20 protein-coding genes are annotated in these 21,549 nt (G+C 45.2%); 14 read left to right on the top strand and 6 right to left on the bottom strand.

Annotated features, from left to right (window positions below; all coding sequences use genetic code 11):
- Positions 1-111: 111 nt before the first annotated feature.
- The 5 genes from GT674_RS14610 to GT674_RS14630 form a co-directional block, all read right to left on the bottom strand.
- Positions 112-1,407 (bottom strand): chloride channel protein, encoded by a 1,296-nt coding sequence (locus GT674_RS14610; RefSeq protein WP_161286372.1) that lies wholly within the window; start codon positions 1,405-1,407, stop codon positions 112-114.
- Between the two features lie 49 nt (positions 1,408-1,456).
- Entirely contained in the window at positions 1,457-2,452 is a 996-nt protein-coding gene (locus tag GT674_RS14615) for an SGNH/GDSL hydrolase family protein (RefSeq protein WP_161286373.1), read from the bottom strand.
- Between the two features lie 112 nt (positions 2,453-2,564).
- The gene (locus GT674_RS14620) at positions 2,565-5,120 is read right to left on the bottom strand and encodes a heavy metal translocating P-type ATPase (RefSeq protein WP_161286374.1); all 2,556 of its coding nucleotides are present in this window, start codon (positions 5,118-5,120) and stop codon (positions 2,565-2,567) included.
- 179 nt (positions 5,121-5,299) lie between these two features.
- Positions 5,300-5,632: a metal-sensing transcriptional repressor gene (locus GT674_RS14625; protein WP_161286375.1), complete on the bottom strand. Its 333-nt coding sequence runs from the start codon at positions 5,630-5,632 to the stop codon at positions 5,300-5,302.
- 128 nt (positions 5,633-5,760) lie between these two features.
- Positions 5,761-7,089, bottom strand: a complete 1,329-nt coding sequence (locus tag GT674_RS14630) for an MATE family efflux transporter (protein ID WP_161286376.1) — start codon at positions 7,087-7,089, stop codon at positions 5,761-5,763.
- Positions 7,090-7,424: 335 nt separating this feature from the next.
- Between GT674_RS14630 and GT674_RS14635 the strand changes: the two genes are divergently transcribed.
- The 12 genes from GT674_RS14635 (at position 7,425) to GT674_RS14690 (ending at position 19,433) form a co-directional block, all read left to right on the top strand.
- Positions 7,425-8,330, top strand: a complete 906-nt coding sequence (locus tag GT674_RS14635) for an AEC family transporter (RefSeq protein ID WP_161286377.1) — start codon at positions 7,425-7,427, stop codon at positions 8,328-8,330.
- 136 nt (positions 8,331-8,466) lie between these two features.
- On the top strand, positions 8,467-10,917 hold the full coding sequence (locus GT674_RS14640; protein WP_161286378.1) for a methyltransferase domain-containing protein: 2,451 nt from the start codon (positions 8,467-8,469) through the stop codon (positions 10,915-10,917).
- A gap of 67 nt (positions 10,918-10,984) precedes the next feature.
- A complete protein-coding gene (locus GT674_RS14645; RefSeq protein WP_161286379.1) occupies positions 10,985-11,893 on the top strand; it encodes a LysR family transcriptional regulator in 909 nt (302 codons plus the stop codon).
- Positions 11,894-12,034: 141 nt separating this feature from the next.
- Positions 12,035-12,979, top strand: a complete 945-nt coding sequence (gene nikB / locus GT674_RS14650; protein ID WP_161286381.1) for a nickel ABC transporter permease — start codon at positions 12,035-12,037, stop codon at positions 12,977-12,979.
- A complete protein-coding gene (gene nikC / locus GT674_RS14655; protein WP_161286382.1) occupies positions 12,976-13,842 on the top strand; it encodes a nickel transporter permease in 867 nt (288 codons plus the stop codon). Before nikB ends, nikC begins: the two co-directional genes overlap by 4 nt.
- Positions 13,843-13,865: 23 nt before the next feature.
- Positions 13,866-15,401 (top strand): ABC transporter substrate-binding protein, encoded by a 1,536-nt coding sequence (locus tag GT674_RS14660; RefSeq protein WP_161286383.1) that lies wholly within the window; start codon positions 13,866-13,868, stop codon positions 15,399-15,401.
- Between the two features lie 19 nt (positions 15,402-15,420).
- Complete coding sequence (locus GT674_RS14665) at positions 15,421-16,218, top strand: ABC transporter ATP-binding protein (protein ID WP_161286384.1); 798 nt, start codon at positions 15,421-15,423, stop codon at positions 16,216-16,218.
- Positions 16,219-16,223: 5 nt separating this feature from the next.
- The gene (locus GT674_RS14670; RefSeq protein WP_161286386.1) at positions 16,224-16,982 is read left to right on the top strand and encodes an ABC transporter ATP-binding protein; all 759 of its coding nucleotides are present in this window, start codon (positions 16,224-16,226) and stop codon (positions 16,980-16,982) included.
- A 47-nt stretch (positions 16,983-17,029) separates the two neighbouring features.
- On the top strand, positions 17,030-17,602 hold the full coding sequence (locus tag GT674_RS14675; RefSeq protein WP_161286387.1) for a DJ-1/PfpI family protein: 573 nt from the start codon (positions 17,030-17,032) through the stop codon (positions 17,600-17,602).
- Between the two features lie 19 nt (positions 17,603-17,621).
- Positions 17,622-17,906 (top strand): PDGLE domain-containing protein, encoded by a 285-nt coding sequence (locus GT674_RS14680; protein WP_243149148.1) that lies wholly within the window; start codon positions 17,622-17,624, stop codon positions 17,904-17,906.
- A gap of 2 nt (positions 17,907-17,908) precedes the next feature.
- Positions 17,909-18,736, top strand: a complete 828-nt coding sequence (locus tag GT674_RS14685) for an energy-coupling factor transporter transmembrane component T family protein (RefSeq protein WP_161286388.1) — start codon at positions 17,909-17,911, stop codon at positions 18,734-18,736.
- Between the two features lie 28 nt (positions 18,737-18,764).
- Positions 18,765-19,433, top strand: a complete 669-nt coding sequence (locus GT674_RS14690; RefSeq protein WP_161286389.1) for an energy-coupling factor ABC transporter ATP-binding protein — start codon at positions 18,765-18,767, stop codon at positions 19,431-19,433.
- 245 nt (positions 19,434-19,678) lie between these two features.
- On the opposite strand, the gene GT674_RS14695 is transcribed toward GT674_RS14690, so the two are convergent.
- The gene (locus GT674_RS14695; RefSeq protein ID WP_161286390.1) at positions 19,679-19,996 is read right to left on the bottom strand and encodes a helix-turn-helix domain-containing protein; all 318 of its coding nucleotides are present in this window, start codon (positions 19,994-19,996) and stop codon (positions 19,679-19,681) included.
- Between the two features lie 285 nt (positions 19,997-20,281).
- Between GT674_RS14695 and GT674_RS14700 the strand changes: the two genes are divergently transcribed.
- On the top strand, positions 20,282-21,373 hold the full coding sequence (locus GT674_RS14700; RefSeq protein ID WP_161286391.1) for a hypothetical protein: 1,092 nt from the start codon (positions 20,282-20,284) through the stop codon (positions 21,371-21,373).
- A gap of 101 nt (positions 21,374-21,474) precedes the next feature.
- On the top strand, positions 21,475-21,549 hold a 75-nt coding region (locus GT674_RS18280; protein ID WP_161285418.1), incomplete at its 3' end, for a helix-turn-helix domain-containing protein.

Raw genomic sequence — 21,549 nt, forward strand, 5'->3', positions numbered from 1 at the left:
ACGCGAGGATAGCTTGTAGATACTTGGCTCAGTAGAGCCATTGAGCAAGAAGCCCCCACTTCAAAATCAGAGATTTAAATGGTGGGAGCATGTCACTAAAATCAAACGTTGTTAAAACCTGGTATGACGGTTGATATACTTTGCTTTGTACTTGGAGTAAACAATTGTCTGATCCTTGTAGAGACCATAATATCCGGAGACGGCATAACTGATGGAAACCGCGATCAGGTAATAAGAAACTCCGCGGAAACCAAACAGCTCAAAGGCAATCAGGATAGAAGTAATCGGACAGTTGGTGACGCCGCAGAAAAGTGCTGCCATGCCCGCAGCCGCACACAGAGAAGGTGAGATTCCAAGAAGATGTCCCATCAGGCAGCCAAAGGTGGCTCCGATACAGAAGGACGGGACAATCTCACCGCCGCGGAATCCGGCCTTCATGGTCAGAGCAGTGAGAAGCATTTTCCATAAGAAATCCAGAGGCCGGACCTGTCCTTCCTCTACTGCAAGTTCAATGAGGTTATTTCCGGCACCCATATAATCCGCTGTACGGAGAAGGAGAGTGATGGCAATAATGATCGCACTTGCCGCCAGAATCCGTATGTATGGGTTTTTGAAATATCTGGAATAAAGAGCACCGACTGCACGAAGCAGCATACAGAAAAGAATACTGATCGCGGCACAGGCAACAGCAACAACGACCATTTTGATTCCCGTGATAACAGACAGATCCGGGATATTTACGACATGAAAAGATTCCGGATTGATGTCAAAGCCGGCAGCGAACTTTGCTGCGATCAGGGATGAGATCACACAGGGAAGCAGAGCAGCATAGTACATGATACCGACACTGATGACTTCCATGGAAAAAACAGCAGCAGCCATCGGTGTGCCGAACACAGCGGCGAAAGCCGCACTCATACCGCACATGACCATAACATGACGGTCTTCTTCATCGAGACGGAACCAGCTACCGAGCTGATTTCCGATACTTCCGCCAAGCTGGATCGCAGCACCCTCGCGACCGGCAGATCCGCCGGCAAAATGCGTGAGGATCGTGGAGACAAAAATCAGAGGTGCCGAGCGGAAAGGTACATCATCCTGTGAGCGGATGGTAGACAGAACCTGGTTGGTGCCTCCATCCTCGCGGCCAAATTTCTGATAGAGAAATACAATTATAAGACCTGATACCGGAAGCAGGAGAAACACCCAGGTATTCTGTGTACGGTAAGTGGTGACAAATTTCAGTGCACGGGCAAAAAGGCTGCTGATAAATCCGACCATCAGTCCGGTTAATATTGCCAGAACCAGCCATTTGATGAGATTTGTCATATCATACCGAATGTGACCGATATAATATTCCAGATTTCGAGTTTCTTCTGGATTATTTTTATCCTGCGTGTTGTTCATAATGAATCCCCCAAAAAATGATTTATAAGAAATACACTGACAGATGTTTCTAACGATTCAGGTACTTCATGCAATAATTAAAAATTCTCAGATAGGTCTGATCTGAATAATGTAAGCCATCATGGATTCCGGCATTGTGTCTGTTACTGCTCCATCCATATTTCTGAAGTCTTGTACAGGTATTGATATATGTAAAAGAACGGTTCTTTCCGGAACAAAGCTGCTCATAGATCACTTTATTGAAAGCAGATACCTGAGCTTCCGTCCGAGGTCTGGCCTCACTGTCTGCTATCATTGCACTGTTTACAGGATTCACGGAAAGATAGTACATCCTGCAGTTATGTTTTCTCAGAGCGGCAGATACTTTCCTCATATATGTTACGTAGGCTTTGCTGTTGTTCAGGTCATTTACACCAAGGTTGATGATTACGGCCTTTCTTTCTGAATGTGGACGCTTTGAGACAGAGCGAATAAGACTGGGGTATCCCTCGCGTTTAAACCAGGCTAAGCCCTGTCCTCCCCGTGCGATAAAGGTTACATTTGATGGGATGGAAGATTTTAATGCACGTTTTGTATCAACTGTCCGGGAGTCTCCGACCATATAAACTTTGTTGAATTTTGTCGGCCTGGTTATAACGGATGGTGCACGATCCATGGATGCCTTAAACAATACCATATAATATTTGCCGTTTTTGGAAGGAATGCGAGCTCCTGCCTTATAGTCAGATGCGGAAAGAGTATGTTTTCCACGTGTTTTTGACCAGCCAAGAACCATATTACTGGTCTTTGAGTCGACTGCCGGGAATACTGCACGGCCATTGGTGTTTTTGATGGTTTTCCAGTAACTTCCGTCACATTTATATAATTTCACATTGGAAGTATGGCGGGATTTCTGCACTACGGCAGAGGATCTGGATTCTTTTGAAAGGCCGCATGTTATGGAGTCATCCGCGGCTGCCATAACAGTCTGTGAACATCCGAAGAGACAGACGGTTATCAGCATCATCAAAAGACAGACATATTTGTAGTTGATCTTTTGTTTCATAAAGCACTCTCCTGTTTGATTAAAAATGAAATCCGGACATACAACAAACGGCCCCGTGAATATTCTTCGGAACCGTCTGTTGATGAAACTACTTATAGTAATTGTGTGGGATTTAGTCCTGAGTAATGCCGGTTACTTCATATCCGGCATCTTTAATTGTCTGACGTACCTTCTCCTCGTCAACCTTCTCCGGTGCAGTGAAAATAGTAGTCTTGTTCTCATGAGAAGATACAACATCCTCAACACCGAAGGCCTTTTTAACTGCCTCATTAACATGTGCTTCGCAGTGTGGGCACATCATTCCCTCAACATTTACGGTAACTTTTATCATAGTTTTTTGCTCCTTTTCTTTTATATTATAATCATTTTTTATTTTAATGGAAGTAGCCTGACCGATTTTTTTATCTTTTTTTGTGTCATGAATCTTAAACAGATTCAGACGAAGGGCATTGGTGACAACGCAGAAACTGGAAAGACTCATCGCAGCGGCTCCGAACATCGGGTTCAGAGTCCAGCCGAAGACCGGGATCCATACACCGGCTGCCAGCGGAATACCGATAATATTATAGAAAAATGCCCAGAAGAGATTCTCGTGGATATTTCTAAGCGTTGCACGACTGAGGCGTACAGCAGCAGGTACATCACTTAAACGACTCTTCATCAGAACAATATCAGCGGCATCGATCGCGATATCTGTTCCGGCACCGATCGCGATACCGATATCTGCGCGGGTAAGTGCAGGGGCATCGTTGATACCGTCACCGACCATGGCAACCCGGCCCTGCTCTTTGAGGGAGCGGATCACGCTTTCCTTGCCATCAGGGAGAACTCCTGCGATAACGTCATCCACGCCAGCCTGTTTACCGATTGCTCTTGCGGTCCGCTCATTGTCACCGGTCAGCATGACAACGCGGATTCCCATATTCTGAAGCTCTCGGATTGCCTGCGGGCTGTCTTCTTTGATAACGTCCGCAACAGCGATGATTCCCACAAGCTTTTGATTTCGGGCAAAAATGAGAGGTGTTTTGCCTTCCATGGCAAGCTTTTCGGATTTCTGTAAAAGGGCGGCAGGAACAGTTACCTGACTGCTTACGAACTTCATACTTCCACCGATCAGAGTTTCATTATTCAGCACGGCACAAAGACCATTTCCCGGAAGTGCATGGAAATCAGAGACCTCCGGTGCTGTCAGCTGACGTTCTGCGGCATATTTCAGAACTGCTCCGGCAAGCGGATGTTCACTTTTTTTCTCCAGGGCAAGTGCCAGGGAGAGAAGTTCCTGTTCAGAAATATCATCTGCCGGAAGCAGATCCGTCACCTCAGGCTGTCCGCTGGTGATCGTACCGGTCTTGTCCAGGGCAACAATCTGGACCTTGCCTGTTTCCTCAAGCGAGACAGCAGTTTTGAACAGGATACCGTTTCGGGCTCCCATTCCGTTGCCGACCATGATCGCTACCGGAGTGGCAAGTCCAAGTGCGCATGGACAACTGATAACAAGAACAGAAATTCCACGGGCAAGTGAATATCCAAATTCATGTCCGGTCAGAAGCCAGATGAGAGTGGTGATAATTGCAATCGTAATGACGGTCGGTACAAAGACACCGGAAACACGGTCTGCGATCTTGGCGATTGGAGCCTTGGTGGCAGCCGCATCGCTTACCATTTTGATGATCTGGGAGAGGGTGGTATCCTCGCCTACACGCGTTGCCTCACATTTGATAAAACCAGACTGATTGACGGTAGCAGCAGAAACAAGATCACCGGCAGATTTGTCAACCGGAATGCTCTCACCGGTAAGGGAAGATTCATTGACCGCACTGTCTCCTTCAACGATCACACCGTCGACCGGGATGCTTTCTCCGGGACGTACCACAAAGAGGTCTCCCTTGTGTACCTGCTCGATCGGGACGGTGGTCTCCTGACCATTTCGAAGAACGACGGCAGTTTTGGGGGCGAGCTTCATGAGACTCTTAAGTGCATCGGTGGTTCTACCCTTGGAACGTGCTTCAAGCATTTTGCCGACAGTGATCAGAGTCAGAATCATGGCTGCAGATTCAAAGTAAAATTCCATCATATAATTCATGACAGCTGCAGAATCACCATCCACCTGTGCTCTTGTCATGGCAAAGAGTGCATAGACACTCCATACGAAAGATGCCATAGAGCCGAGCGCGACCAGCGTGTCCATATTCGGGGCACGGTGCCACAGACTCTTAAATCCGCTGATAAAAAATTTCTGGTTGATGACCATGATGATCCCGGCAAGCAGCATCTGGACAAGTCCCATGGCAATATGGTTGTCATTGAACCACGCAGGGAGCGGCCAACCCCACATCATATGTCCCATGGAAAAGTACATAAGTATCAGCAGAAATCCGACGGAAGCGATCAGGCGGCGTCTGAGAACCGGTGTCTCATGGTCCGCAAGAGCCTCCTCTGCCTCAGACATGGAAACCTGTTCTTTGCCGGCTCCCTTAAGAGATGCACCGTAGCCAGCCTGTTCTACCGCCTGGATAATGTCATGGGAGGAGGCATTTCCCTCAACTCCCATGGAGTTTGTCAGAAGACTGACGGAGCAGGATGTGACTCCAGGCACCCTGGATACAGCCTTCTCCACCCGGGAACTGCAGGCAGCACAGCTCATCCCGGTAACGTTGTATTGTTCCATTATAAATTCCTCCTTTGAAATCTGGATATTATGTAACTATTCAGAAGGTACTATCCCGCGAGGTGTTTTGGCATGTTTTTTGCCAAAATCCCGAGACATACAAGGCAAAATGCCATCACCGAAGGTGATTTGGAATGCATTTTGACTCGTAACTGTGAGGGTACTGAACAGTTACGATATTATTTCATAAGTTTCTGAAGTGTACAGACCAGTTCGTCGATGGTTTCGTCCTTACCGGCACGAATGTCACGTGCCACGCAGGTGCGGATATGGTTCGCCAGAAGTTCCTTATTAAAAGAATTGACAGCGGCATTGACGGCAGCAGACTGGATCAGAATGTCATTGCAGTAGGCATCGTTCTCCAACATTCCTATAATTCCCCGGATCTGCCCTTCAATGCGCTTCAGGCGATTAATAAGCTTCTTACGCTCCGCCTCCGAACGATCGGTATGTTTCGTACAGCAGCAGGAACAGACAGGAGTTTCCAAAGTATTATTATCAGAATGGTTCATAAGCAAAAGTCCTCCTCTAAATACCCATTGGGGGTATACTGAATATAACTAAAATATATACCCCATGAGGGTATTTGTCAAGGGCAATTATGGATAAAGAGAATATAAAAAAACACCGGTATTTATTTTCAAATACCGATGCTCTTTTTGCTGATAAGGAAGGAGATCCCGGCAGTCAGTGCTTCTGCGATCCAGAAGGCATGCCATACACCGACAGCACCAAAAATGCGGCAGAGGATAAAGGCAGCCGGAAGAATCAGAAGCAGATATCTGCAGAGAGAAACAACGAGGGAAGCAGTTCCCTTTCCCAGTCCCTCCAGTGCACCACAGGCTGTAACGGATACAGAGGAAACCAGAAAACCTGCACAGATGATCCGAAGAGCTGTTTTTCCTGCCTGGATCGTGGATGGATTTGTGGTAAACATCCCCATGAGCTGTCCCGGAACAGTCAGGCAGATGATGGTTCCGATCAGCATGATCACACCACTCATACAGAGTGTGACGTAGTAGATCTTTTTTACACGTTTATGTTCTCCGGCTCCATAGTTATATCCGATTACAGGACGCATTCCCTGTACGATCCCACTTGCCGGAAGATACAGGAAGGTCTGCAGTTTGTAGTAGATTCCGAGAATCACAACATAGATCGGAGAACAGGAAGCAAGAAGCCCGTTCAGAGCAGAAACCAGGACAGATGGAAGTGCGAGATTCAGGGCACCGGGGATACCGACAGAGTATAATTTTGCTGCAAGAGCTCTGTCCGGATGCAGATATTTCCAGCTTATGGTGATCTGCAGGGGCCGTATTTTGTAGATAATCAGATAGAAAAGGAGGTTGAATACCTGACCGAGACCGGTAGCTATGGCAGCACCTTCAATTCCAAGTGCCGGGAAGGGACCGATGCCAAAGATCAGCAGTGGATCGAGAATGATATTGGAAACACAGCCGACCATAAGTCCTGCCATAGTGACCTTCATTTTGCCGATACCCTGGAAGATTTTTTCATAGGCAAGGTTGATGGTGTTTACGGTTGCAAACAGAAATACAATTGTAGAATAATGGATCCCAAGGCTGATGACATTTGTATCAGAAGTGAACAAGGCGAGGAATCCGGGCATGATAAGGATGCAGCCGACAGTCAGGATCACACCGTGCAGAGCTGCCAGGATAAGACCGTGAGTGGCAGCTTTACCAGCGGTTTCTCTGTTTCCGGCACCAAGACAGATAGCGATCAGGGAACTGATACCAATTCCAAAGCCGATGGCAATGGCGTTTGCAAAGTTCTGTACAGGAAACACAAGCGAGAGAGCTGTCATTGCATCTTCACTGATCTTAGCCACAAAAAAACTGTCTACGATATTATAAAGTGAATTCACAAGCATGGAAATAACCATGGGCAGAGCCATAGACAGGATCAGTGGAAAGACAGGTCGTTCTTTCATAAATGTGTCATTCATAATAAAGTTCTCCTTTTATAAATTTGAAATATAAAAAACGCCACACAATTACCATGAATGGTAATTGTGTGGCGAAAAATGGCCTTGACCAGAAAAATCCACACCATGTTTTGGATGAAAGGATTGTAGCATAAAAAGCCGAAAAACGTCAATAGCTGATTTTGTTCTGTCGGATTTTGTATTACTGTGAATAGATAATTTTGTATATAACTGTAAACATACATGAGCACTTCTTGCGGCCGGCACTCTGATATGCTACACTCAAAAAGTACCCAAAAGAATCGCAGGAAAAGAGATATTATTTATAAGGAAAAAGGACTTAGAGGAGAAAAAATATGAAAACACTGCTGACACTGCAGCTTACGATCTTTATTCTGGTGGCTGTAGGATTTTTAATGAAAAAGATACATATCATCGGTCCTCAGGGACAGAAGAATATCAATGATCTGGTTATTTATCTGATCCTGCCATGTAACATCCTTCATGCATTTACCCAGAGCGCGGCAGATGAAGATTTCAGCAATTATCTGGCAATCCTGTTTATCTCAATCGGTATTCAGATATTCTGCGTCATTTATGGAAAAGTCATGTTTCGCAAGGAATCCGAAGATCGACGGAAATGCCTGCAGTATGGAACTATCTGCTCAAATGCAGGATTTCTTGGAAATCCGATCGCAGAAGGTGTTTATGGGATGGAAGGTCTTATTCTTGCCAGTGTATATCTGATTCCTCAGAGAATTATGATGTGGTCCTCCGGCCTGGCTGTTTTCTCCGGAAGCAGTGACAAGATGAAAACGGTGAAAAAAGTTGTCACACATCCATGTATTCTGGCATGTGTACTTGGGATACTTCTGATGATTACAGGACTTCCGATTCCACCAGGACTTGATGGTGCAGTGACAGCAGTCGGAAACTGTAATACGGCGATGTCGATGATGGTCATTGGAATGATCCTTGCAGATATCAATTTCAAAGATTTCTGGGATTGGACAGTAGTGAAATACACAATTCACAGACTTGTTATCATTCCGGCAGTCGTCTATATTGTCTGCAGCTTTCTTCCTCTCAGCAAAAATGTTCTGGGACTGTGCGTGCTTCTTGCAGCAATGCCAGCAGGTGCAACTACCAGTATCCTGGCAGAAAAATATCAGGTGGATTCTCCGTTTGCTACAAAACTGGTGATCTTTTCCACGCTGCTGTCGCTTCCGACTATCTGCCTGTGGAGTATTTTTCTTCAGTAAATAAACAGAATTCATCAAAAAATCCCCCCCACCGGCTTGTGGAGAGGGATTTTTTTTTATATACTTTAAAATATTTATGTTGGGGGAGTTTGCTTTTTACCCCTGGCAGTATCAATCTATGGAGAAGAGACATATTATGAACGATCTTAAAAATGAAATCCATGACTACTGGACGAACCGTGCCAGAGGTTACTCAGAATATAATCAGCAGGAGATGGCAGATGCCAGGCGGACCATGTGGAGAGATAAACTTCTTTCCTTATTAAAAGAGGAATTTCCACAGCAAAAACCAGAAGAGATAAAAATCCTCGATGTTGGGACCGGACCGGGATTCTTTGCGATACTTCTCGCAGAAGCCGGATATCAGGTGACAGCGATCGATTATACAGAAGAAATGCTAAAAGAAGCACAGCAGAATGCCGGTGGACTGGCGAAGTGTATTGTGTGGAAAACCGGTGACGCACAGGCTCTCGATGTGGAAAACAACAGTTTCGATGTGATCGTGACCCGAAATGTGACCTGGAATCTTCCAAGACCGGATCTCGCATACAGAGAATGGCTCCGCGTGCTCAAGCCGGGTGGTGTACTTTATAACTTTGATGCAGACTGGTACGGACACTTATATAATGAAGAGAAACGAAACAGCTACGAGAAAGACCGGCAGCAGACAGAGGAACAGCAGGTAGAGGATTACTACCGAGGAACCGATATCGAGAAGATGGAAGAAATTGCCCGACAGGTTCCGTTAAGTCGTCTGGAGCGTCCGAAATGGGATCTGGAAACCATGACAAAAACCGGATTTCTGGATGTATCCTGTGATGAGGCGGTCTGGAAAGAGGTCTGGACAGAAGAAGAGATCATCAACAACAGTACTTCTCCGATTTTTCTGCTGACTGGAAGAAAGAGAGCTGCTTTTCATCTCAAAAACATAACCGTAGAACCGGGACAGAAATGGAACGGGGAACTGGAGCTTGCAGACGGAGAAATCAGACTTCCGGCAACGGTCCTGCATGGACATGCCGAGGGAAAGACCATGCTTATCACTGCCGGAGTACATGCCGGAGAATATGTGGGAATTCAGGCGGCAATCGAATTGTCCCAGAAGCTTAAGATCGAAAAGGTGACCGGCACGATCATCATCGTAAAGGTTATGAACCGTCCGGCGTTTGAACACCGTAACGGAAGTATGGGACTGACTGACGGAAGAAACCTCAACCGTGAATTTCCGGGAAATCCGGAAGGAACAGAGATGGAGCGGCTTGCCTGGGCAGTATCTCAGGAACTGCAGCCAGCAGCAGATTATTATATCGATCTTCACAGCGGAGACGATTATGAGAAGCTGACACCGTATGTTTATTATGCCGGGGCAGCTCCAGAGGAAACTGTAAAAATATCCAGAAAAATGGCAGAACAGGTCGATGTTCCATATATGGTAAGATCCAATGTGGCCTCCGGTGGCTCTTATAACTATGCTGCTTCGCAGGGAATCCCAAGCATTCTGATCGAGCGCGGCGGGATGGGGGACTGGAACTATGAGGAAGTCCGCTCTACCAGAAGAGATGTCCGGAATATCCTGTGCCATATGGGACTCTACCAGGGAATCAAAGATTTCAGAACCTATTATCCTCTGGATGTGGCAGATGTCCGCTACCAGGATGCAGAGGAAGACGGCCTCTGGTATCCGTTCAAAAAGGTCGGCGATATGATCCAGGAGGGAGATATCCTTGGAGAAGTCCGTGACTATGAAGGCAAAGTAAAGGAAGTCAGCATCGCAGAGTTCGACGGTGTTCTTCTCTATCAGACAGGAACCTTACAGGTTCTCGGAAATGGTCCTATGGTCACTTATGGAAGAATCGTCAGTCCTTATGACGAGCGCAAAGAGCGGATCGTGAATTACTGGGAAAAACGAAGTGACAGCTTTCTGGAGCAGAGAAGACAGGAACTCCACAGTGAAATGGCAGAGCGATGGATGAAGGAAATCCGTGCACAGATGCCAGAAGGTGAGAATCTTCGAATTCTTGATGTGGGATGCGGGGCAGGATTCTTCTCCATCCTTCTGGCGAAGGCCGGACATCAGGTGACAGGAATCGACCTGACACCGGATATGATCAAAAATGCCCGTATTCTTGCAAAGGAGGAGAAGGCAGACTGTGAATTCCTTGTCATGGATGCAGAAAATCCGGAGTTCCCGGACGGAAGCTTTGACATGATCATTTCCCGGAACCTGACCTGGACACTGCCGCATGTACGTCATGCTTATGGGGAATGGATCCGTGTACTCAAAAAGGACGGTGTACTGCTGAACTTTGATGCGAACTACGGAATCACAGATTTCTCAAATGTAGAGGATCTGCCGGAAAACCATGCCCACAATATGCTTGGCGATGATATGATGCGTGAGTGCGAGGAACTTAAGCGCCAGCTTCCGATCAGTTCCTACAGCCGCCCGGCCTGGGATCTGGAAACACTGGGAGCTATGGAACTGAAAGAATTCCGGGTGGATCTGGGAATCAGCAGCAGGATCTATCTGGAGAAAGATGCCTTCTACAATCCGACTCCTCTGTTTATGCTGCGTACCATCAAATAACAGGATCAAAACCATACACACAACAGCAGGTGGACTGCTGAAAACAGAATCAGATGCGGAGAATTACATGGATTTAAAACAATTACAATATTTTGTGGCATGTGCACAGACAGGATCATTCAGTGATGCGGCAAAAATCCTCTATTCTACACAGCCAAGTGTGAGCAAGGTGATCAAGGCACTGGAAGATACCCTGGGAATCCAGCTTTTTGAACGGCTTCCAAGAGGAATCCGCCTGACTGTGCAGGGAAAGAAGGTCTATCATTATGCCTGCAAGATCATAAATGAGATGGATGTACTGGAAAACATGGCTGCCAGAGGAATGACCAGGTGGATTCGTATTTCGATGAATCCCAGCTCCTGGCTTGCAAATCAGTTTGTGGATTTTTATAACCAGACCTATGAAAAAAACTATCACTTTCAGGTGACCACAGCAGGTGTGCGAAGCGTTATGGAGCGTGTGCGGGATTATCTGGATGATATCGGCTTTGTCTATATATTCAGTCAGCAGAAAGAAAACTTTCTGCATGAACTGGCCAAAAACAAAATGCAGTTCGTTCCGATGTATGAAACAGAGGTGATCCTTTATCCCGGACAGAAGACGGAGCTTTATGCTTCGGGAAAAGAGAGTGTAGAGCCGGAAGATCTGAAGGGACTTCGCTTCATACAGAATTACCAGGATGAGTTTTTTGACATCGGTGCTGCCGGGGAAGACGGGTTTCAGTGGCGTGATCTTGACATCTCCGTACTGACCAACAGCGATTACATTATGGAAAAAATGCTGAAGAACAGTCGTGCCTCCAATGTGAGCGGCAGTTATCTCTCCGAAAATAAAAAAGGAACGACACCGGGAATCCCACTCCATATGGGAGACAGCAGAGTTATTTTTGGCCATATATTGCACAGAGGTGAGAAAATCGATGAGAGCGTACAGGAATTCCTTGATTTTCTCATGGAACGCCTTCCCAAAAGTTAAAAGCGACATATTCCAAAACAGACAAAAGATATTCAAATAACGAATAGCACATAACCCCTCCAGGGGGTTGTGTGTTTTTTTTGCGTTTGCTAGTCTTTATGTAACGAATTGAATTACTATGCGGATACAAAAAGGAGATTCATGTTTAAGTATATTTTAAAAAGACTTCTTCAACTGATTCCGATTTTAATCGGAATCACTTTTTTGTCCTTTGCCATGATGCGTCTGGCAGGCGGCGATGCAGTTACCTATATGTATGAGAATGCGGGCTCGGCAGTGTCTCAGGAAGTCATTGATGAAACGAGAAAAGAGTATGGGCTGGATCAGCCGTTCCTCGTTCAGTATGCGAAGTGGTTTGCAGGAATGGCGACAGGAGACATGGGCAAGAGCTATGTGTCCAAGAGAGATGTCTATGAGACCTTTATAGAAAAACTCCCGGCAACGATATTGCTGACCGTATCCTCCGTGCTGCTGACGATGCTTGTTGCAATCCCGCTCGGCATCCTTTCGGCAGTAAAGCACAATAAATGGAGTGACTACCTGATACGATTCTTAAGTTTTATCGGAAATTCCATGCCGAACTTTTTTGCGGCACTGGTACTGATGTACTTCTTTTCCATCAAACTTGGATGGCTTCCGGTCATTACCAATGATAATGTGGCTTTAAGTCTTGTCATGCCGACGCTGACGCTTGCAATATCCATGGCATCCAAGTATACCCGTCAGGTGAGGGCGACGATACTGGAAGAACTGAATAAGGATTATGTGGCTGGGGCAAGAGCAAGAGGCGTAAGAGGAAGCGTGATCATATGGAAGAATGTTATGAAATCTTCTATGCTTACGATTATCACACTGCTGGCATTATCAATAGGAAACCTCCTGGGAGGAACCACAATCGTCGAAACTATTTTTATGTGGGACGGTGTTGGCAAAATGGCAGTAGATGCCATCACAATGAGAGACTATCCGATTATTCAGGCGTATGTGGCATGGATGGCGATCATTTATGTGGTGGTAAATCTGATCACAGATATCATTTATCATTATCTGGATCCTCAGGTAAGATTAGGAGGTGACAGAGCATGAGTGATATAAACCAAAAAGTGACAGTCCGCAAACAGAAGATCAGGAAAAATCATGTCAGGGCAAAGCTGATATTTTTCACAATACTGGTTCTGATCCTGCTTGTCATCGCGGCTTTTGCACGAAAGCTTTGTCCGTATGATCCGGATATCCAGGATCTTCTTATGGCACAGAAGCCGCCGAGTGCGGAGCATATCATGGGAACGGACCGTTATGGAAGAGATATGTTTTCACGTGTCCTGTCAGGAAGCACGACCAGTATTTATGCGACATTGCTCCTGGTAGCGATCGTTACCGTAGTTGGAACCACAATTGGTATTATCTGTGGCTGGTGCGGAGGAATCGCGGATACGATTCTGATGCGAATATCGGATCTCTTCCTGGCATTTCCAAGCCTCGTTTTTGCACTGGCAGTAGCAGGCGTGCTTGGCGGGGGAATCCAGAATGCGATCATAGCTCTTGCGGTGATCGGATGGCCGAAGTTTGCCAGACTTGCCAGAGGCCTGACGCTTGTCCAGAAAGATTCTCCGTATCTGATGGCAGTAAGATTATCAGGAAGCAGTACGTTCAAGATCATGTTCAAGCATATTTTGCCGAACATTGCAGGCCCCATACTGGTGACCTCTGTTCTTGATATCGGAACCATGATGATGGAGCTTGCAGGACTTTCCTTCCTCGGACTTGGTGTACAGCCGCCAATGGCAGAGTGGGGAAGCATGATCAATGATGGAAGAAGTATGCTTCAGATTTCACCATGGATGGTGCTTGCACCGGGACTTGCCATATTTATAACCGTTATAGTTTTTAATCTTTTCGGAGATACCTTAAGAGATTATATGGATCCGAAAGAAAGAGCCAGAAAATAATGTTAAGAAAGGACACCTATATTATGAAGAAAAAATTAATCGCAGCGATTCTTACAGGGGCAATGCTTGCAGCAGGAATGTCCGCAACTGTATGGGCTGATGGAGAGAAATCCTTCGTGTATGGAACAACCGGATACAGTGAAGAGATGGGAGATGCAGGACTGAACCCACATGACAACTATTCAGGATGGAGTGCTCTCCGCTATGGTGTTGGAGAAACTCTCTTCAAATACAATGACAATATGGAAGTAGAGCCATGGCTGGCAACAGACTATGAGTTTGTGGATGACACAACTGTAAAGATCACACTTCGTGACGGCGTGAAGTTTTCCAGTGGACGTACCATGGATGCAGAGGCAGTCAAAGAATGTCTGGAAGACCTGATCGCAGTTCATGACCGTGCACCATCTGACCTCAAGATCGATCATATGGAGGCAGATGGTCTGACCCTTACCATTTATACCACAGAGCCGTGTCCGGCGATCATCAACTATCTTGGTGATCCATACGGAGCAATCATCGATATGGAATATGGAATCCAGGGAGAAGGAGGCTCTGCCAATGTAGCCGGAACTGGTCCATATATTGCAGAAAACGTTACACCGACACAGATCGACCTGGTCAAAAATGATAACTACTGGGGTGGTGAAGTAAAGGTAGATAAAGTTACAGTGAAATCCTTCTCAGACGGAAGTGCACTGACAGCAGCACTGCAGACCGGAGATATCCAGGGTACTTATGGACTGCAGTATGATAACTATCCTCTGTTTGAAAACAATGCAGACTATACCATTAACTCCTGTGCGACCAGCCGCTGCTTCTTCGGACAGTTCAATATGGATTCAGAGATCATGCAGGATCAGAACGTCCGTAAAGCGGTTGAGATGGGAATCGACAAAGACGGATTCTGTTCTGTGATCATGCAGGGACGTGGGGTTCCGGCCAAAGCAGCCTTCCCGAGCAGCTTTTCCTATGGAAATGATGCAGTAGAAACCGTTTCCTATGATCCGGACGGAGCAAAGAAGCTTCTTGAAGAGTCCGGATGGACAGATACAGATGGTGATGGATACGTGGATAAAGATGGACAGAAGTTAAGTATTAACTGGCTGACATATCCGACCCGTCTGGAGCAGCCGAAGCTTGCAGAGTATGCACAGGCCACACTGAAGGATATCGGTATTGATGTGCAGGTAAACAATACTTCAGATCACAGAACCTTTGCAGAAAACGGAGAGTTTGATGTTTACGTAAGTTCCACAACGACTGCACCGACAGGTGATCCGGAATATTTCTTCACAAGTACAGTAGTAGGCTCCAAGAACTATGGAAATTATCAGAACGAAGAAGTTACCAAACTGACAGAACAGCTTCATCAGACCTTTGACAAGGATGAGAGAGGAAAGCTTGCGACAGAGCTTCAGCAGGATATTCTGGATGATGATGCATTCTTCTTTGTATCACATCTGAATATGGGAATCGTGACAAAGTCAAACGTGACAGGAATGGCGGCACATCCATGTGATTACTATGAGATCACAGCAGATCTGGATGTAGAGTAAGACCCGGGGAGAACAGATTATGAATTCTTTGCTTCGTGTAGAGCATGTGACAATTTCCTACAATGGAAAACCAGTGGTCCAGGATGTAAGCTTTGAACTGAGACAGGGAGAGATCCTGGGAATCGTAGGAGAGTCCGGAAGTGGCAAAAGTACGATCGTCAAGGCAATTATGGGGCTTCTGGGGGAGGAAGGCCTGGTCACAAGAGGGGATATCTGGTACAGAGGAGAAAATCTGACAGATATGAACACCAAAAAACTGCGCAAATATCTTGGTACAGAGATCGGCATGGTATTTCAGGACTGTAAGGGGGCACTGTGCCCTGTACGCAAGATCGGTGCACAGATATACGAGGCAGTGTCAGAACATGAAAAGATCAGCAGACGGGCAGTCAGGGAACGTGCCGGAGAGATCATGAGAAAGATCGGCCTGGATGACAGTGATCGTGTGCTGGACAGTTATCCGTTTGAACTCTCCGGTGGAATGAACCAGAGAGTGGGAATCTGCACAGCCATGATCATGCGTCCGAAGCTTCTGCTGGCAGATGAGCCAACCAGTGCACTTGATGTAACCGTTCAGAAGCAGGTAGTGGAGGAACTTCTGCTTATGCGCAGAGAATATGATACAGCCATGATCCTTGTAACCCACAACATCGGTGTTGTAAGGTTGATGGCAGACAGAATACTGGTGCTTCAGAACGGACAGATGAGAGATTATGGGGAGACAGAGGCTGTATTGGATCACTCTGAAGATCCCTATACAAAGACACTGATGAGTTCTGTGCTTCATCTGAAGCGGGACAGGATCCGGAAGGAGTAAAGGATATGGCAGAAATCATTTTAAAAGCCGACCATCTGAAAAAAATCTTTGTATCCGGCAAAAAATCCACCACAGCGGTAGATGACGTAAGCTTTGAACTGGTGAGAGGAGAATGCCTCGGGATCGTAGGTGAATCCGGCTCCGGCAAAAGTACGATCGCCAGAATGCTCACACATCTGGAAGGCATCACTGAGGGAAAGATTTTTCTTAAAGGAAAAGATATCACGCATGTCGGAGGCAAGGCTTTGCGTAATATCTATCAGGATATGCAGATGGTTTTTCAGATGCCGATGGAATCGTTTGATCCAAGATGCACACTGGGAGATGGAATTGGGGAAAGTCTTCGGAATATGGGGATAACCCGTGCCGAAACGCGTAAACGTGTGGAAAATCTCCTCGAAAGATGTGGCCTCGACAAAGAATATGCAGACCGCTATCCGCACCAGGTCAGCGGAGGCCAGTGCCAGAGAGCAGCAATCGCCAGAGCTCTGGCAGTAAGCCCGGAAATCCTGATCTGTGATGAGGCGACCAGTGCACTTGACGTAACAGTCCAGAAACAGATCCTGGAACTTCTGATCGAACTGAAGCAAAAAGAAAATCTGTCATTTCTCCTGATCTGTCACGACCTTGCACTGGTGCAGAAATTCTGTGACAGAGTTCTGGTTCTTTATCACGGAAAGACAGTAGAATGCGGAACTCCGGATGAGATCATCAATCATCCGAAGATGGAATATACAAAGAAACTGATCGATTCAGTCTTATAAAATCAACAGCATAATAATCGATAAATAATGACCGGAGGGCAGAAACTATGGTAGTAAATGTTTTTCTGTTTGATGATTTTGAAGTTATGGATGCGTTTGGTCCGGTGCAGGTCTTTGGATGTACACCGGAACATTTTTATATACGATTCATTTCCATGCGCGGAGGGTTAATCAACGGAAAGCAGGGAATGAAAGTATGGACGGAACCGTTGAATCCCCTGGAGATTGAAGATATCTTTCTGATTCCGGGCGGAAAGGGTGTCAAGAGCTTTCTGCATACAGAAGGAGAAAAAAGCCAGCAGCTTTTGAAGCAGGCTGTGGAGGAATCATCTTTCTGCATGATGGTCCAAAATGCCTCCGCAATGCTGGCAAGGACAGGACTTTTATTCCACAGACAGGTGGCCGATTATGCATATGACGAAAATTGGAAGCGGATGTTTACAGTGGGAATCAATTATGTCGATGGTGAAAACTGGATCGCAGACGGAAAATATTATTCCAGCAGTACAACAATGGCGGCAATAGATATGACACTGGGGCTGCTTGGAGATATGCTGGATATTGACATTGCCGAGAAGGCAGCAGAAGAAATCGGATATTCATGGGAAGGAAACTTCTGACCTATGAAAAAAGATAGTTATGTATAATAAAATGGAATGCGTCTATATCCCCTGGGGTGAGTGGTGTGTCGATGAAATGGCAGATCTTGTCAGTGGCGGTACACAGCTGGGTTATACTCCATCAGGAATGGAGAGTGGATTTGAGCTTTCAACACTGTTCCCGGATTATTCGATGGCAGGTATGCCGGAATGGACCGGATATATTCTTTCGGCAGTTGTTGGTGTGGCACTTCTGGTAATTTTCTTTAAAATTGTTTCTTCTACTATGAAGGATAAGATTGATTTCAAAAAGAAAGCGGCATAATAATGAATGATCAAAGAACAGAAAAAACAGAGATTCCAAATTGGATGTGCAGAGAGGAAGAGTATATTCCTTCCGAAGACAGGGAAGCCTTTCTGACCAGAAGCACCAAATCTGTTTTGTCTGTACTTGCAAAACTGAGATTTAATGAAGGGAAGGATGGCAGATTTTCTGCCACTCCTTCTCTTAAATTGTTTTATACGATACTTTATATTATTCTTACAGCATGTTCTGAAAATTACCTGTTTGTATTGATCATGTGTGCAGCTGTGACAGTCAGGCTGGCTTTTTTTTCAGCAGCATCTATTCGCCAGATATTAAGAGGAACAAAGGGGGCAGTTCTAATTTCAATATTGCTTTTACTACCAGCAGTGTTCATGGGAAATCCCCAGACGTTGGCCAATATTACAGCGAGGGTATACGTATCGGTAACGCTGGTCGGTATTTTGTCATCAGAGACATCGTGGAATAAACTTACAGGCAGTCTGAGAACTTTTCATGTTCCGACCCTGTTTATTTTTACATTGGATATTACATTGAAATATATTTCCATTCTGGGTGAAATATGCGTGGATATTCTGAGAGCAGTCAGTTTAAGATCCGTAGGAAAAAATCCCGATAAAGCAAAATCTTTTTCTGGTGTACTTGGAATCACGTTCCTGAAATCAAGTGAAATGGCAGAGGAAATGTATGCATCTATGTGTTGTCGGGGATTCACAGGAGAATATCAATTAAAACAAAAATACAGACTCTGCAGATATGATATCTTACATATTCTGTTAATGGCCGGATGTGTAGTTGTGTTTCTTGAATTGAACAGGCCATTCGTCTGAGAGAGGAACTTTGTAAAGGAAGACAGGTATGATCACATTAGAAAAAGTATGTTTTGCATATGAACATGAAGTAGCACTGAGATATATAAATCTTCATATTGACAGAGGTGATTCTGTGGTGATTCAGGGACCGAATGGATGCGGGAAATCAACTCTTATTAAATTATTGAACGGAATCATATTTCCTTCAGAAGGGCATTATTTTTACAAAGGCCATGAGATTACAGAGAAAACCCTGAAGGACAGGCAGTTTGCAAAATGGTTTCATCAACAGATGGGATATGTATTTCAGAATGCCGATACGCAGCTTTTCTGTGGAAGTGTGGAGGAGGAAATTGCGTTTGGACCTGTCCAGATGGGATTGTCGGAAGCAGAAGTTCGAGAGAGAACAGAAGATTGTCTGAAATTGTTTGGAATAGAGAAACTCAGAGAAAGACCTCCATATCATCTGAGCGGCGGGGAGAAACGAAAAGTATCTCTTGCCTGCATCCTTTCTCTGAATCCGGAAGTACTGATCCTGGATGAACCACTTGCAGGACTGGATGAAAAAACACAGGATATGCTTCTGGAATTTCTGCAGAATTTTCATAAAGCAGGAAAAACACTGATTACAATCACACATAATCGACAGCTGGCAGAGACAATTGGAAATCGCTTTGCGGTTATGAATGAAGATCATGAATTAACAATAAAATAAAAAAGGTACTTCCCGCGGATTGGAAGTACTTTTTTTATGGGTTTCTTTGTGCATCATCAGGTGGAGGTCGATGCACCTTTATTTGATAAAATAACACAGATCTTTGTGTTGTTTATATTTTATCAAAATGCAGTATGAAAACAAGCCTCCCGGGGGGATAAAAGGCCATGAAAAAAACGAAAAAGCTATGCTGTATAAGAATGGGTCCCGGCTGACCTTAACTCCCCGTTCTGAGATATCATTTCTTATTTCTTCTTATTAAATTCTTCAGCAACCTGTCTGATCAGTTTCAGCTGGTCAGAGTTCAGATCCTGGAGAACTTCGATCAATTCATTAATTTCTTTAGGATAATCTGTATGCATATCAAAAAAATCTCCCGGAGTGATCTTCAGGTACTCACAAATATAGAAAAAAACCTGCATAGACGGAAAAGCCTTCTGATTCTCAATTCGATTTATGTAGCTTGGATTTTGTCCAAGATCCAGACTCATCTCTCTTGCGGAAATATCCGTATCCGTTCTTAACTTGGCCAGTCTGGTACCAAAAGTTTCTTTAGTATTCATATCACATTTCCCCTTTTTTGTGACATTTTATATCACCGACATCCCAAAAACGGGATAATTAAAACTCTAAATTTAGAAAAATAAGACATGAATTAGAAATGATCAAATTATTTATATCTGATAGTCTTTCATGCCGAATATCTTTCTTTATGGATATTATATATCACACAAGGAAGGAAAACGGGATATTATAGCCGTTATTGCGGTTGGTATGAGATAATTAATATCTTATAATCGAAAAAGAACGTTACATAATAACCGATTTTGGGTCAGAGGTGCTTTCAGATGCAAAAATTCCCGTACTATGCAATCACAGTCAGGAGATACAATGTCCTGTTCCGACACACAGACTGGCTTAAGAAGACACAGGAACTCTATAACGAGATTCTGCTCTTTTACTACAGACTCTATCTGGAAACATTTCCGGATCAGCAGCCCGGGACACAGGAAGCACTCCGCATCCTTGAAACACTGACCATCGTAGGACGCGATAAACAGCCGGTTCCAACCCCTCTTCCCTGGAAGAAGATTCCTCTTTATTTTCGACGAGCGGCGATCAACACCGCCACAGCAGCGGCAAAGCGCTATCTGGCAAGAGGAACACAGGAACACCCTACCGAGAAATTTACAGAATCCGTTACCTTTTACAAGGGAATGTATCGTGACTTTCAGGACAATACGATTTCACTGAAGCTCTGGAATGGCGAGAGTTGGCAGTGGTCCAGATTACGCCTAAGAGGAAACACCGTACCGGAAGCAGGACAGATGATGTCCCCGGCACTGGTTTTAACAAAGGACAGAGCAGAACTTCATATTCCCTGGAAACTGCCGGTCTCTGATGGGCGAAGTGCCAGAGAACGTATTACAGCGGAAGAGAATATCTGCTCTGTCGTTTTTACCGGACAGGACACCTGTGTTGTGTGCTGCATCCTGAATGCAGACGGTGGGCGGGAGAACAGCTTCTTTATTAAAGGCGGTAGCAGATATGCCGGTGCCTGCAGACAGATCACAGAGAAGCTAGATAAATCCAGAGAGGTCCAGGGCGGCGGTGAGAATCCCAGAGCGAATGCTCACTATTGGGAGAGACTCCGTAACATCCACGATCATTATGCCCACCAGTTCAGCCGACAAATCATAGACTACTGCAAGACTCAGAATGCCAGGATCCTGGTCCTACCGGAATTCGACAAGGACTACAGCCAGATCATACTGGCAGCCGCCGGCAGAAACTCCCCCATCCGCCTGATCCCCTCCATTCGGGAGAAGCTGAAATATATATTAATTTTAACAAAGTTCAGCAAGAATTCTCCTACCTCTTCAGGTAGTGAGATGAATTGTGGAGCTGAGCATAAATGCTCAAAAGAATCTTGTAAATAAAGAGAAGAAACACTTGTTCTGGTGGCGGGTTTGTATTATAACAAAAGAACAAAATGTTCAAAAGCAATGATTGAAATCATTTATCAACATATAGAAATAAAGTGAGGAAAATAAACCGGGCAGTAAAAATAAGAATCTATCCAAATGCAGAACAACGTGTGCAGATAGAAAAAACA

Source organism: Blautia sp. BIOML-A1, assembly GCF_009883055.1.
Lineage (GTDB): Bacteria > Bacillota > Clostridia > Lachnospirales > Lachnospiraceae > Blautia_A.

Excerpts from the sequence above, each read along its gene's own strand:
- GT674_RS14610 (WP_161286372.1), bottom strand. The coding sequence starts at position 1,407 with ATGAACAACACGCAGGATAAAAATAATCCAGAAGAAACTCGAAATCTG.
- GT674_RS14615 (WP_161286373.1), bottom strand. The coding sequence starts at position 2,452 with ATGAAACAAAAGATCAACTACAAATATGTCTGTCTTTTGATGATGCTG.
- GT674_RS14620 (WP_161286374.1), bottom strand. The coding sequence starts at position 5,120 with ATGGAACAATACAACGTTACCGGGATGAGCTGTGCTGCCTGCAGTTCC.
- GT674_RS14625 (WP_161286375.1), bottom strand. The coding sequence starts at position 5,632 with ATGAACCATTCTGATAATAATACTTTGGAAACTCCTGTCTGTTCCTGC.
- GT674_RS14630 (WP_161286376.1), bottom strand. The coding sequence starts at position 7,089 with ATGAATGACACATTTATGAAAGAACGACCTGTCTTTCCACTGATCCTG.
- GT674_RS14635 (WP_161286377.1), top strand. The coding sequence starts at position 7,425 with ATGAAAACACTGCTGACACTGCAGCTTACGATCTTTATTCTGGTGGCT.
- GT674_RS14640 (WP_161286378.1), top strand. The coding sequence starts at position 8,467 with ATGAACGATCTTAAAAATGAAATCCATGACTACTGGACGAACCGTGCC.
- GT674_RS14645 (WP_161286379.1), top strand. The coding sequence starts at position 10,985 with ATGGATTTAAAACAATTACAATATTTTGTGGCATGTGCACAGACAGGA.
- nikB (WP_161286381.1), top strand. The coding sequence starts at position 12,035 with ATGTTTAAGTATATTTTAAAAAGACTTCTTCAACTGATTCCGATTTTA.
- nikC (WP_161286382.1), top strand. The coding sequence starts at position 12,976 with ATGAGTGATATAAACCAAAAAGTGACAGTCCGCAAACAGAAGATCAGG.
- GT674_RS14660 (WP_161286383.1), top strand. The coding sequence starts at position 13,866 with ATGAAGAAAAAATTAATCGCAGCGATTCTTACAGGGGCAATGCTTGCA.
- GT674_RS14665 (WP_161286384.1), top strand. The coding sequence starts at position 15,421 with ATGAATTCTTTGCTTCGTGTAGAGCATGTGACAATTTCCTACAATGGA.
- GT674_RS14670 (WP_161286386.1), top strand. The coding sequence starts at position 16,224 with ATGGCAGAAATCATTTTAAAAGCCGACCATCTGAAAAAAATCTTTGTA.
- GT674_RS14675 (WP_161286387.1), top strand. The coding sequence starts at position 17,030 with ATGGTAGTAAATGTTTTTCTGTTTGATGATTTTGAAGTTATGGATGCG.
- GT674_RS14680 (WP_243149148.1), top strand. The coding sequence starts at position 17,622 with ATGTATAATAAAATGGAATGCGTCTATATCCCCTGGGGTGAGTGGTGT.
- GT674_RS14685 (WP_161286388.1), top strand. The coding sequence starts at position 17,909 with ATGAATGATCAAAGAACAGAAAAAACAGAGATTCCAAATTGGATGTGC.
- GT674_RS14690 (WP_161286389.1), top strand. The coding sequence starts at position 18,765 with ATGATCACATTAGAAAAAGTATGTTTTGCATATGAACATGAAGTAGCA.
- GT674_RS14695 (WP_161286390.1), bottom strand. The coding sequence starts at position 19,996 with ATGAATACTAAAGAAACTTTTGGTACCAGACTGGCCAAGTTAAGAACG.
- GT674_RS14700 (WP_161286391.1), top strand. The coding sequence starts at position 20,282 with ATGCAAAAATTCCCGTACTATGCAATCACAGTCAGGAGATACAATGTC.